7 protein-coding genes and 5 pseudogenes are annotated in these 13,884 nt (G+C 31.5%); 10 read left to right on the forward strand and 2 right to left on the reverse strand.

The genetic code is table 11. The features are described 5' to 3' along the window. Positions 1-22 precede the first annotated feature (22 nt). Positions 23-553, forward strand: a complete 531-nt coding sequence (gene lepB / locus MHH71_RS26555) for a signal peptidase I (protein ID WP_006095556.1) — start codon at positions 23-25, stop codon at positions 551-553. A 1,703-nt stretch (positions 554-2,256) separates the two neighbouring features. On the opposite strand, the gene MHH71_RS26560 is transcribed toward lepB, so the two are convergent. Continuing rightward, entirely contained in the window at positions 2,257-2,955 is a 699-nt protein-coding gene (locus tag MHH71_RS26560; RefSeq protein ID WP_018781541.1) for a hypothetical protein, read from the reverse strand. Between the two features lie 964 nt (positions 2,956-3,919). Between MHH71_RS26560 and MHH71_RS26565 the strand changes: the two genes are divergently transcribed. The 9 genes and pseudogenes from MHH71_RS26565 to MHH71_RS26605 all read left to right on the forward strand — a co-directional run bounded on the left by MHH71_RS26565 (position 3,920) and on the right by MHH71_RS26605 (position 12,195). Next, positions 3,920-4,852, forward strand: a complete 933-nt coding sequence (locus tag MHH71_RS26565; protein ID WP_006095558.1) for a bestrophin family protein — start codon at positions 3,920-3,922, stop codon at positions 4,850-4,852. 923 nt (positions 4,853-5,775) lie between these two features. Beyond that, the gene (locus MHH71_RS26570) at positions 5,776-6,753 is read left to right on the forward strand and encodes an agmatine deiminase family protein (RefSeq protein WP_006095559.1); all 978 of its coding nucleotides are present in this window, start codon (positions 5,776-5,778) and stop codon (positions 6,751-6,753) included. Positions 6,754-6,880: 127 nt separating this feature from the next. Beyond that, positions 6,881-7,699: a MerR family transcriptional regulator gene (locus MHH71_RS26575; RefSeq protein ID WP_006095560.1), complete on the forward strand. Its 819-nt coding sequence runs from the start codon at positions 6,881-6,883 to the stop codon at positions 7,697-7,699. Between the two features lie 84 nt (positions 7,700-7,783). Beyond that, positions 7,784-9,529 (forward strand): annotated as a pseudogene (locus MHH71_RS26580) (amidohydrolase). 16 nt (positions 9,530-9,545) lie between these two features. Then, positions 9,546-9,806: a hypothetical protein gene (locus tag MHH71_RS26585; RefSeq protein ID WP_006095564.1), complete on the forward strand. Its 261-nt coding sequence runs from the start codon at positions 9,546-9,548 to the stop codon at positions 9,804-9,806. Between the two features lie 203 nt (positions 9,807-10,009). Further along, positions 10,010-10,324 (forward strand): annotated as a pseudogene (locus MHH71_RS26590) (transposase); the annotation flags it as partial. Continuing rightward, positions 10,317-10,481: pseudogene (locus tag MHH71_RS26595) on the forward strand (IS6 family transposase); the annotation flags it as partial. The pseudogenes MHH71_RS26590 and MHH71_RS26595, both read left to right, overlap by 8 nt. A gap of 766 nt (positions 10,482-11,247) precedes the next feature. Further along, positions 11,248-11,898, forward strand: a pseudogene (locus tag MHH71_RS26600) (IS4 family transposase); the annotation flags it as partial. 110 nt (positions 11,899-12,008) lie between these two features. Continuing rightward, positions 12,009-12,195: pseudogene (locus MHH71_RS26605) on the forward strand (hypothetical protein). 641 nt (positions 12,196-12,836) lie between these two features. Here MHH71_RS26605 and MHH71_RS26610 read toward each other — a convergent pair. Next, complete coding sequence (locus tag MHH71_RS26610) at positions 12,837-13,097, reverse strand: hypothetical protein (RefSeq protein ID WP_033799027.1); 261 nt, start codon at positions 13,095-13,097, stop codon at positions 12,837-12,839. Positions 13,098-13,884: the final 787 nt, after the last annotated feature.

Consider the following 13,884-nt stretch of genomic DNA (forward strand, 5'->3'; position numbering starts at 1 on the left):
AAATTTTGTAGAGGCGTTTTTCATGAAAATAATCAATAAGGAATGGAAAAACATGAAGCAAAAGAACCCAAAATATTGGTGTAATATAACATTGTTTTTATTGATTACAGTGATGCTTATGATAATAAGTTTAAACTTTTTATTATGTAAAATAGAAGGGGAATCTATGTATCCTACTTTACAAAATGAAGAGTATATACTAGTTAATAGAGCAGGTGCAGCAATTTTTCCATTACGTCATGGAGAAATTGTTATTATAAAAAAACCCAATGATCCTAAGTATTATGTGAAAAGGATAATTGGATTGCCAAAGGACAAAGTTAAAATAGAAAATGATATTCTGTATATTAATGGAAAGGAAAAAAAAGAAAACTATATTTATAAAGATTTAAGTAATAAATCCCAATATCTTGCTAACTTTGAAGAAAGAGAAGTACCTTCAAATAAATTATTTGTAATGGGGGATAACCGTTACCATAGTAAAGATAGTCGAAATGGTCTGGGATATATTGATAGATCTAGTATTGTAGGAACAATAATATATCAATTTTAATTATTTGAATTTTGATATTTTGTATCTAAATTCAAATGGTAGTATTGCTTCATAAAGTAACTAAATAATGGATTTATGATTTGAAATGATGGAAAACAAGGGAAAACGTGAAACAGAGAAAAGAAATAGTACATTACAATGACAAGATGTTAGAAACCATGAGGAATAGATAAAAATAATTATAGTGAATGTATATCACATAGTACTTGATGAATAGCCAAAAGCCCTAGCTAGGTGCAAAGCTAGGGCCCACAGTTTAATTAGATTGCCGACTACTGACTATCTACCTATCAAGTATAACATATAGTTTCTAAAAGTTTAATAAATGAATTTTGTAAATTAGTGAACAAAGAGGAATGTATAAGGGGCACGGCAACGATTCCTTCTTTTTGTGGCTATTTTTTAAGTGCTTAATTTTTAAAGGTCTTTTTATTAAACTGTCCATTTTATAGGGTACAGGTCAGAGGGAAATAAGCATTTTTGCTATTTAGACTCACACAAATGATTTGTACATCAATTTAGCCTTGATAAACAGATCATTTGTAAGATGATAATTCATTGTAAAGAAGTAAGGATTACATGAACGTTTTTAAAAGAGTTGTTACTAACGGAATTACTCCACCTAAAAATGATAAAATTGCAATTGCGATTGCCATAATAATGCCTCCTTTATAAATTTCTGAATATTAAGAAATTTGTAAGTTTATTATAAGTTTAAGAATATAACAATATATTTTATAAATTTATAAGGGGGGATTTTTAGAATGTTCCTGTATTTTAATGCTGATGTAATTTTGAAATATACTCTGACTAAAATAGACAGAAGAAATAGAACTACAAGACAAAGTATAATAAAAAGAACCGGCCGAAATTAGAGGGATTTTCGGATATGGCGGGTTATTCTGTGAATCGTTTCCGTACCCCATGAATAGAATATTCATAATGTGACATAGCATCATTTTTGATAAAATGGAATTAAAAGGAAGTTGATGCGTCTATGATAATAATAAAGGAGAAGATTATACTGAATATCTTTTTCTATTTCTTACTCATTCTGTTATTTCTTCTTGTTGATTACTATTGTTTAGATATGGATAACAAAAGATGGGGATGGTTTAAAAAAGAAGTAAAAAGCAAAAAACAATCTTTTTTACTCTAGTTCTTCTCTTAACCTTCATAGGATACATACTTATTGATGCTGAATACTTTAAAATCTGATGCCTTTAGTTAGCTAAAGAAGCCAATTTTTCTTAAGAACTCAATAGTTAATATCACTCACTTCCAATAGAGACGATTATGTGAATGGAAAATCCCTTTTCAGGTTACAAATATCTTTTGCAGTCTAAAACATTTTTATGAAATATAATTTAGTTGGTTTAGAAAGAATAACATTTTTTATACTTGAGGATAGAAAAATTCTTAAGTGGATGAGTAGGACGTACCGCCCGCATTTTAACGGAAATATACGCTAAGCAAAATTCGGCATGAAAAAGCGTTGATTTTACTAATCTAAGAAAATCCCCTAATCTCAAAAGCGTCAGTAAGTATTTGAGACAAATGCACTTCAACGTAAAAAACGTAAAATAAGCTAAAAATAGCTTAAACGGTTTCTCAAAACTTATCTTTAAATTAAAATCCCAATTGAAATCATGCTGTTGGTTTTTGAAAATCTCTTAGCGTATAAAAATATTAAAATGTGCGTGCTACACCTTTTTAAATTTCTGTTCAATCTTATCATGTACTGATTCGATTTTTTCAGGCAACACAAATAAATACTGGATAAGGACTTCTAATAATTCTGTTAATAAAGCTACTGTTTCATCATCAATTTCCTGTTTCAATTCAAGCATCTCATAAAGAGGGCTGTCTGGATGAACGAGGTGGCCAACATCTTGAATCGGTTTAGTTAAATCGATATATTTTGGCAATTGCTCAAATTGCTGGGAAAGAGGCTGCCCATTACTTTTCTCTCCAAGAAAATGTTTGAGGACACTTTCAAGAACTCGTTTTGACATTACTGCAGCAGCAGAATTATCTTTTGACTGACTGACATTTAAAGTAGAGCGATACGCCCTGACAAGGTCTATAGGGACATGTTTATTGCGTTCGAGCTGATCTGAAGGATCTTTTAAATCCGAAGGACTATAAATATAAACTTCTACTTCTTCATTTATTCGATCCATATAATCATTAAACATAATCACGAATTCTGATGGCTTTTTACATTCAAAACAAAGCCCTTCTGCGAATAATCCTCTTTTTGTAACTTGGTAAAAATTCGTTTTTAACGTAAATTCACTTGATTTACCGCATTTAGGACACTCGCTTTTGACATTTTTCGGCACCTTTAAATACCCATACTGGGTATGAGATGAAATGGCTCCTGGCAATATTTTTCTCATTTAAACCTCCTAAAAACTCAACCCTTATACGTAACTTATATAAATATTTCTGGTAACTATGCAGTCACCTCATGAAGATATAAGATATTTGGAAAAATTCACCAAAATATATTTGCCTGTTTTATCACAAGATGTAGTGTTATCGCACATGTTTGTGTTGTAGCAAAAAAATAGACCGAATTTTCGCCTATGAAACTCCTAAATTAAAGGTATTGCTGAGTAGTTATTATTTCCGTATAGTGTATAATTGATAATACAAATTTTTAAAGTTATAGAAAAAGTATAACTTTAAAAATTATAATTACAATATGTAATATATGGAAATAAAAGTTTTTTCTAGTAGAGTATCATCATAAATGCCCACATTTTAACACCAAGAAAGAGGAGGAAATATTATGGAAATCACAATGTCAGTTTTAAAATTTGTAGGTGGATTACTTCCATTCGTACAAGAGCTTTTAAAAGCATTTATGTAAGTTCATTATTTAGCAATTATTTATAAAAATTATCATACAAATGATCTGTATATCAAAGATGAATTGATGTGCAGATCATTTGTGTGAGCAAGGTCCCTTTAGACATTATGAATGGACTTATTTAACTTGCTTTATGCTTAGCGTACAGACAGCTACTGTACGTTAAGAGATACTTGTTCAGAAAATCATATGTTTATGAACAAAGGATAAATCGGTATTGGATTCACTATTCTATTATTTAATTTTATAATCTGTTAATTTTTAATACAGAGAACATACAGACTGTAAAACAATCAAGTAAAATTAAGAATTTGTAATTAGATGATGGTAAAGCTCAGGTATGTTTTTCATACAAAAGGATTTTTTCACCCCTCTAAGTAAAATAAAGTTAGGTATTGTATTTTTTAATAATATCCAGCTGGTTTTATGTTGAATTTGATTACCGTAAAAATATAAATAAGTTAATAAAGAAAGAGGTTTATGTAAATATGGTTCATTACAACAATCAAGATAGCTTACATCGAGTATTTACATTAAAAGGAACGATTATAAGGGATATTTCCCCTCAAATTTTATTATATATATGTGTCTCAACAGGTATGGTTATAATTAATCACTGTTATGTAGAAATAAATATAAATCAAACTCCATGGGTTATTGTTGGTGGAGCTTTAGGTTTACTATTAGTATTTCGGACCAATACTGCCTATGATAGGTATTGGGAAGGAAGAAAGTTATTTGGCGCTATTGGTGGCTCTACTAGGAATTTGGCGGTGAGTTTTTTAAGTCATTGGGATTCTAAAGGGGAAAATACGGATCAGGAGAAGCTGAAGTTTTTACATCTATTAATTGCTTTTCCAAAATTGGCTAAACAACATTTGAGAGATGAAAAAGATTTATCTGAAGTAAAAGATTTGTTTAAATTATGTTCTGATAAGGAAAAAAAGCTATTGATTGAGTCAAACTATTTACCGATTACTATTGTGTTTATGTTAAAAACTATCCTATCAAAAGGATTAAGATCTGGTCACCTTCACCCCAATATAATAATTAATATGGAAGCTGATTTGAATAATTTGCTTACTGCTATTGGTGGATGTGACCGTATCAAAGCAACCCCTATTCCTTTTGCATATTTCGCCCATATAAAAAGTTTACTGATTATATTTTGTGGGACTTTACCAATTGGTCTTGTTGATAGTCTCGGATGGTTTACAGTGCTTGCAACTACGTTTATTAGTTTTGCATTTATAGGGATTGAAGCGATAGGAGTTGAAATCGAAGATCCATTCGGTCATGATCCAAATGACCTTCCACTAGAAGGGATTTGTATAGGAGTGGAAACTCATTTATTACACTTATACAATCAAAATAATCTATTAGAGTCGTCAGCTTTAAATTCTCATAAAAAAATCATCTAATTGCATATTTCATGAGACTTTTTAAATTATTTATTCATATCATTAACAAAAAGAGTTCTATTCATTTAGAACTCTTTTTATATTCTCTTCATAAATGAATTCAAAAGTAGAAATACATTTAATAAAACACACATGGACTTTTCTTTATATCATAGCTTCAGTTTAATGATAGATAATTACCATGTAATTAGCAGTACTAAAAAAATACATATGATATTTTTATCTCCAGAGTTATATGATAGTGAACTGTTTTACGTTAATACCACGAAATTTCCTCAATTTCGTTTTTCATACTTCTTCATTATGTTATGTATTTTTGTAAATTTAATTTTGGTATTTATCATTTTTCTCTAAGGTGTTTTGAGGGAAAATAATTCTTCCTTTTTGATATGACTTAATATTAACTACTTGAGATTTATCTAAAGGTCACTATTACGCAATTTACTAATAACAAATAACCAATTACATTCCAAAACACTATTATGAGAGTGTAACTTTTTTATTATGTAATTCATTTTAAAAGTTGAATTTATATGGATGATGGCTTGGTTTTTAAATCTTGTCAAGAGCGAATTTTTCGCTTAACCACGGCTTTATATTTTTTATATAAATATATAATATTTCTCCGTGCTATAATCCACTCATGAAATGTGCACGTTTCTAAAATATAGAATCATAAGAGAATTGAATTGAGGAATAGTTGTATGTATCCAGCTATTTGCGGGCAGTAAGAACCCCATCTCAAAATTCGGCAAAAGCAAAGAAATTAGGTGGGGGGTCGGGCTGCTCGTAAAAGTCAGATTGATGAGAGCTAATAATCATTGAGGGATGAAGCCCCCCACTGATTAAAGTTTCACTTTATCTTGATAATGACTTGTTTCAATCAGTTACTCAATAACCCTTAAAATAGTGAGGTAAACAATATGAATCAAATACACAATGGAATTATTTTTACTGCAATACCAAATAAATCGAATCAATATTATCGACCATTTTATGAAGATCTTATTTATTTTAATGAGAACCTAAATGAAAATAAAGCATTTACCGATCAACTTATATCTTTAACTGTGGAAGAACAAGACTTTGATACAAACTTTTTTGAGTATGACGACATTTGGTTAAGAGACGTTGCACCAGTTGTAACAAATCACCTCGTTAAATTTAAATACCAACCAAATTACTTACCTGAAAGTCAAAGTCGATATTTAAATCAACAATTCAATAAATGGCTGAAGAAAAATGACTTTGAATATATTACTTCCCCATTGATATTAGATGGCGGTAATCTCATTTGGAATAAAAAAGATACAATTATATTAACGGATCGTATACTTGATGATAATTATGATTGGACAGAAAAAGAAATTATAGAGCAACTGGAATGGGATTTAGATGTCAGTCGAGTTATTATCATTCCTTCTGAACCAGGAGATGTGCTTGCACATGTAGACGGTATGATTAAGTTTATTGATGAATATACAATGTTTATCAGTGACTTTCTAGGAGATTACGAATTTAGGCATAGCATTCAAGAGATTATTCGAGAGCAAATGCCTGAAGCGGAGTTTGTAGTTGTTCCTTCTTCATATACAGAAGAAGGGCAATATGATCAAGAGATTGCATCAGCCAAAGGTCTATATATAAACATGTTAGAAACAAAAGATGCTCTCTATGTTCCTAGGTTTGGATTATCTAAAGATCAGGAAGTCTTACAATACATCCAAAAACATACTGATAAACATGCGATTCCAGTTCATGTAGGAGATATATCGACAATGGGAGGCGCAATTAATTGCTTAACGTGGTATTGTCCCATTCATTTGTTACCTCAAAAATTTAAAAGAATGAAAAGTCGGGAGGATGAATTCTCCATTTCGGATTTTTTTAATTGGAAATGATGTCTGTTTGCAAACTCCCTGTAAAAAAATATAATACCTTTCACGTTCATGCTTATTATGAGGGTGAAAGGTTATTATATGAGATCATAAAAGGCGTAGTAAATAAAGTTACTCAAGGAGTATTTAAATGTATAAAATTACTGAATTTTCTCGAATTTGTAAAATGAGTACTCGGATGTTGAGACATTACGACAAAGAGGAAATACTGAAACCAGCATATATTAATCCCATAAATGGATATAGGTATTATGAACAGGGTCAATTGGAAATGGCATTACAAATCAAAAAACTAAGAGAGTACAGATTTCCTCTCTCGAAAATCAAAATAATTCTTCAGTCATCAGACCAAAATTCACTTATCAAACATATGAAATCGCAAATTATGGAGTTATCACATGAAGTAAGAGAACATTTACAGGTTATTTCCGAAATGAGTGAAATGATAAATAGAAGCATAGATCTCATTTCAATCCAACGTAGACACTACGATATATTAATTGGAATGAGAAGTGAAATAACTGTCATAACGCAAAGATTACAAATCGATATTAATGATATAGATGAACATTTTGATTTATTATATGAAAAAGTACAAGTGAATAATTTTCAAATAATAGGTTCTCCATCCGCCATCTTCTATGATGAAGAGTATATTCCGAATCACAGTGATATTGAATTAAGAATTCCAATTATTTATGAGAACACTGGAAATTTATCATGGGATTGGGAGATAAAAAAGCTAGCTCAGCATCAAATTGTTACTACCTTGCATCATGGGAGTTATGACGATATAGGTTACGGTTATATGGCGCTAGAAGAATGGATTAAAAATAATGGATATCTGATAGTTGCTCCACCATGTGAAGTCTATTTAAAGGGTCCTGAATGCGATTGCCCAGTAGAGGATTATGTGACGCAAATTTGTTTTTCAGTTATTAAAAAGTAACAACAATAATGATTTGACCTTGACACTATGTTAACGTTTATTCTATTTTCAAAAGCAATTTATCTTAATAAAAGGAGTAGAAAAATGAAGGAAATTCCAAAGAAAGCACTAATGGTCATTTAATATGGTATTGATTTCAGCATGCGCTCCTGAAGTGGGGGAAGCCAAGCGAAATAGCACTGTTCTGCCTAACCATTTGCCAGACAATGTAGTATTTAAAAATGGGAAAATCTATACTTCTAATGAAAAACAAGATATGGCAGAAGCAGTAGCAATTAAAGATGGTAAAATTATATTTGTTGGTTCCGACAAGGATGTAGAAGAATTTATAAATAAAGATACGAAAGTCATAAATCTACAAGGGCGTTCCGTCCTTCCCGGTTTTGTGGACAATCATAATCATATATTTGAAGCAAAATCACCCGCGGCAGGAAATTGTAGTGTGTCATCAGATGCTTCATTACAAGACCAACGTTCGTATTTAAAGGATTGTCAAAAAGATTTAAAAGAAGGGGAATGGATAAGCGGATCGGGATTTAGTTTGGAAAGTTTGTTAAAAGACATGAGCGAAGAATCGGAAGAGCAGACTCCATTGCAGCTCCTTGATGAGCTGTTCCCCAATAATCCTGTAGTAATTATGGAAAGAACCTCTCATTCTGTATGGGTTAACTCCAAAGCAATGGAGTTGGCTGGAATGAATAAAGAGACGAAAGATCCACAGGGGGGGAAGAATTATTCGGGACCCGGAAACAGGAGAGCCTTTTGGTATTCTTTATGACTCAGCTGGTGATATTGTGATGGAGAAAGCATGGAGTTCACAACCAAATCTGTTTGAAAAAAATTACGAAGGTTTATTGGATGGCTTAGATGAGGTTGCGAAGAATGGTATTACTACAGTTGGTGATGGACGTCTATATTGGAAACGAGGTTGGTTAGATGTCTGGAATAAAGTTAATGATGAGAAAAAGTTAACATCACGAGTAGTACTTCGTCCGTGGGTGTATCCAAATTTAAATGAAGCAGAACAAATTGAGTATTTCAAAAAAATTAGGCGAGACGATTCATCGTCTCGAATGCTTATTAATCAAGTGAAAATGTATAGTGATGGAATTAGTATTAACAGCACAGCTAAAACACTAGAAAAATATAAATTTGAGTGGTTTAAAGGAACTCCATATGGTTTGAACTATATTCCAGAGCAGAAAATGAAATGGTGGTTGACCGAACTCGATAAAATTGGTTATGGTGCATTGATTCATACAATTGGAGACGGTGGAGCAAGAGAGAGTTTAAACGCAATTGAAGCAGCGAAAAAAGAAGGAGCAAAACAACCTTATACGCTCACGCACGTGGAAATGGTAGAAGATAGTGATATTAACCGTTTTGCTGATTTTAGGTGTTAGTGCGGATTTTCAAGTAGGGCATGATTTTGCGGAAGATCCTAAGCAAAGCTGGGCAAGTATGTATTTTTCAGATCAACAGATGAAACGAATTATGCCGCTAGGACGAATTTGGAAAACAGGAGCAAATGTATCGCTTAGTAGTGATTGGGACGTAAATGAACTGAATCCACTTGTCACTATTTCGAATTCACTAAGCATTGGTGAAAAAGGTTTACCTGATGTATACGCAGCTATTGATGCTTATACAATTAAGCCTGCCAAATCATTAGGACTTGATAATATAGCTGGTTCTATTGAAGTAGGTAAATCTGCTGATATGGTAGTACTTGATGAAAATATAACTGAAATGAGTAAGGATAAGATTCCAGATGCTCAAGTTTTAATGACAATTTTACAAGGAGAAGTAGTTTACCAAAAGGAGAAATAGATGAAAGGAAAAGCTTATGAAATTAATGCAAGCGAATCCAGAAATTTTTAAAGATAAAATCATTAAGCCGTCCAACTATTTAATTGAGCATGTCGGAAACAACCAATATCTATTGCATAGAGAAATTGCAGAATATGAAAAAGAAGCATTTAGAACAGAAAAATTATTTCAATATAAAGGAAGGAGTTTTTTACCAAACATTGAACAGTTTACTTCAGAAGAGCAAGCTAAAGCAGCTGTATACTCTTATTGGGAAGCAATTAACCAATTATATTAAAAGTGGATTAAATCACAGCTTGTTATTCACACAAAGAAACGAAAAATAATTTTTTATTAATGAGCTAAAAAAGAGGGCAGAATCAAAGAGGCCACTGAAAAAGTCCATATAGTTTAAACAAGTGAAGGCTTCCTCGATGAAATCGAGGAAGCCTTCACCATTTTTATGCATAATAGTTGTACTAATTCTAGGTGGTGTCTCGGATGATTTCAAACCAACAATCTCTTAACCTTAGTCCTTTCATGGCAATTTACGATATCGTCGTGCCGAAAGATAATATGCTTCGTCAATTTAATGAATTAGTTGAGTTTTCTTTTGTTTTAGAGGAATTACAGAATAAATATTGTCTTGATAATGGCCGCAATGCAGTGCCGCCTGTTCGTATGTTCAAATATTTATTGCTAAAGTCCATTTTTGACTTATCAGATGTAGATGTTGTTGAACGCTCAAAATATGACATGTCCTTTAAATATTTTTTAGACATGGCGCCAGAAGATGCGGTGATTAATCCGAGTTCGTTCTATGTTAGGATTAAAATCATTTAAAACAGCAATCTCTATATTGAGTGGTGTTGAAGCCATGCATATGATGAAAAAAGGACAAGTTGTTTTACCGGACGAATCCGTCCAAAACCAGAAAGAATTTATTCATAAATTGTTTGGCTTAGCTTCATAAGATAGAAATGTAGAGGAAATTGCTATTCTATGATTCTAACTAACATTTTTGCACCAGAACCATATTTAGTCATATACGCTGATCTATGTCTATCTCTTGTGAAACTTTGCAACAGAACCCCAAGAATAATCTACATGAAATGTATAATAATCTGATGAACAATTAGTTTGAAATTAAGTATAAAAGCAATTATCTGGAATCTAATTGTAATTCAGCTTTGTCGCTTGTGAGTGTATTAGAAAAATTACAATTTCCAGAGTAGATGGCTCTTGATTCATCACACGAATCAGATTTTTCACATCCTATAAGTATTCCTAATGTTATAAACAATAATAAAATCTTTTTCATTATAATACACGCTCCATAATAGTTAGAATGTTATGATGTACTTAGACTAAGATAGGACTCACTACACATACCCATCAACTTAAGAAATGGGTTGTTTCCCAAGACGAAAAAAAGAGTTGAATTCTCATAAATAACTGTAAAATAATAAAATTTTCGTTTAGGAGCTACTTTAATATCTTAACTTGATCGGAATGGCATGCTACCCTTATAACCCTAAAATTATATACGAATCAATATGTTTACATGCTATAAAATTAATAAAATGCAAAATTGCATATTTAACCTTCTCAATAGAGTGTACTCTATTGAGAATAGGGGTACCGCCACATCGCTATCAAGCTAATAAAAAGAAATGCCCCCTAAAATGAAAAAATACGCTATTCTTTCTGTAGAATCATAGGAAAGGATAGCGTTTTTTATGTTTGTTTCTGTGTCTGACGAATTACAACTATTTGCTCAAGAGATTCAAAGTTTTTTATCTCCAAATACCTTACGGGATCTTGCTAGAGATGTTGGTTTTGTACAACGAACCAGTAAGTACCAAGCAAAAGATTTAGTCGCTTTATGTGTATGGATGAGCCAAAATGTAGCTATGACTTCTTTAACTCAGTTATCTAGCTGTTTAGAAGCATCAACAGAAGTACCCATCAGTCCTGAGGGACTGAATCAACGATTTAATAAAGCGGCCGTCCAACTTTTACAACACATACTAGCCGAACTACTAAGCAAAAAATTGGCCTCATCTATGCCGATTTCTTCTCCATACACTTCCGTTTTCAAGCGTATTCGTATTTTAGATTCAACTGCATTTCAACTTCCGGATATATTTTCATTCGTTTATCCAGGTGCAGGAGGATGCAGCCATACAGCTGGGATAAAAATTCAACTTGAGTATGATCTGTTAAGTGGACAGTTCCTACATATTCATACAGGTCCAGGTAAACAACATGATCGCACTTACGGCTCTCTGTGTGTCCCAACTGTGAAAGCGAATGATTTATGTATCTGAGACTTAGGTTATTTTCATTTGAAAGACCTTCAATATATACAAGATAAAGAGGCATACTATTTTATAAAATGTTGAAGGTACCCCGTTTTACAGGTATCTCGTCTGAACCCCTGTATCACTTAATCTATGAACACATAAAAAAAGGAAGAGAATTTAAAATGCATCTTAATATGAAATATTGCATATTAAAATGTATTGATAAAAAAGTAAGTGCTTACTATAATAAAAGCATAAAGATGTACTACATCTTAACATCAAAAAAGAGGAGGAAATACTATGGCAATCGCAATGGCCGTTTTAAAATTTATAGGTGGAGTAATTCCATTCGTACAAGAGCTTTTAAAAGCATTTATGTAAGTTCTTTATTCAGCAATTATTTATAAAAATTATCATACAAATGGTCTGTATATCAAAGATGAATTGAGGTGCAGATCATTTGTATGAGCAAACTTTAAACAAGAAAAAGAATCCTAGAAATCATAAGGGATTCTTTTTCTTTATGTGTAATTAGGGCTGTAACCAGATTTATTGACTCTTTCAAGAGAAAGTTCTTCCACATAAGTTTCAAATTAACTTATCATGTTTACAATTCTATTTAATTATATCGAATAGGAGCAGAAATATATGAAGAGAAATATATTAGAATATCAATACCGCTTAAACACATTAAAAAGTTGTGTGTGGATTTTTGGGATCTTATTAATTATTAATTGGTATAATTTATGTGCAAATCTTATACTTAGACATAACTTTTTGTGGGAAAAGGCTTTATTGGTCATAATTTTTACTATCGTATTCATAAATACTTTACATCAAATTAAAACCAAGAACTATAAAATTACATAACATACATTTTTAACACATTGAATTTGATACACAAACTCTAAAATATGGTACTTACGGATTCGTTGCACACAACCTACATCTCTAGATACGCTGAATACTAAAATCCCAGTATTCTTTATTCGTTGTAAACCCAATAACCTTTAGGCTTACGCCTAACCGACATTCATCTCCCACCTACTCATTGGGCTACACCTTTTACATTCTTTGAAGTGGGATTCTTCTGTCGAGGGAATGATAAAATAATATGTAATAGCACATATTAAAATAAAATTTATGCGATACGGAAATTGTGTAAAAACATACCGAAAATATCCCCAAATACATTCCTCACTCATAAAAAAGAGATAAAGCACTTCATAAAATGCTTTATCTCTTTTTTTATGAGTATTTCTTATTTCACGTAAATTTACCATATGTATCACCTCCTACTATAACCATACACACCTTTTACTTTCTCATAACACTGTTGGATGAAGTGTTTCAGCCCTTCACTTTCCTATTGTCTTGGTGCAAGGATTCCTTGTCAGTTTAGCCATTTATAATAGCTGCTTCGAGAAACACTTATCAAACAACAGAGTAGGCTGACGGAGTATTCGGTTGTTAAAATATCGCAATTGAGTCGCTTGTATCACCTCTTTTGAAGATCCCATAACTTTTTTAATGTCATGCTTTATAATAGGAGGGTGTCCTCTATGTCTAATGAACATTAGTTCACTTATTAATAGTCAAATTATCTAGGATCTGCCACAAAAAAGAAGAAAATCACAAAAATTAACTTCTTTTTAAATAGGGAAACTTTTATGTTCATTAACTGTTGAATTCATCAGAAAACACTTTAGATTTGATATATTAAAAAATTAAAAAATCGTATAAATATGAAATATTGCATATTGAAATGCATTGATATCCAAATGAATTCTCGCTATTATAGTAGTATAAAAATTTACCACAATTCAATACTCAAAAAAGAGGAGGAAATCATATGGAAATCGCAATTGCAGTTTTGAAATTCATTGGTGGAGTAATTCCATTAGTAACAGAATTATTAAAAGCAGTGATGTAGTTTAGTTTTTGCAATTATTTATATCATATGAAGCACAAAATAAAGAGGTCAGTTTCTTTAAAATAAAGGATCGACCTCTTTATTTTGTGCTTCATATAGCCTAAGGTATTAAAAGGTTTTTAGCTTTTATTTTTTGG

It is taken from the genome of Bacillus sp. FSL H8-0534 (genome assembly GCF_038005885.1).
In the GTDB taxonomy this organism is placed as follows: domain Bacteria; phylum Bacillota; class Bacilli; order Bacillales; family Bacillaceae_G; genus Bacillus_A; species Bacillus_A pseudomycoides.

Coding starts and splice junctions, on each gene's coding strand:
- MHH71_RS26560 (WP_018781541.1), bottom strand. CDS start 2,955: ATGAGAAAAATATTGCCAGGAGCCATTTCATCTCATACCCAGTATGGG.
- MHH71_RS26565 (WP_006095558.1), top strand. CDS start 3,920: ATGGTTCATTACAACAATCAAGATAGCTTACATCGAGTATTTACATTA.
- MHH71_RS26570 (WP_006095559.1), top strand. CDS start 5,776: ATGAATCAAATACACAATGGAATTATTTTTACTGCAATACCAAATAAA.
- MHH71_RS26610 (WP_033799027.1), bottom strand. CDS start 13,097: ATGGTAAATTTACGTGAAATAAGAAATACTCATAAAAAAAGAGATAAA.
- MHH71_RS26585 (WP_006095564.1), top strand. CDS start 9,546: ATGAAATTAATGCAAGCGAATCCAGAAATTTTTAAAGATAAAATCATT.
- lepB (WP_006095556.1), top strand. CDS start 23: ATGAAAATAATCAATAAGGAATGGAAAAACATGAAGCAAAAGAACCCA.
- MHH71_RS26575 (WP_006095560.1), top strand. CDS start 6,881: ATGTATAAAATTACTGAATTTTCTCGAATTTGTAAAATGAGTACTCGG.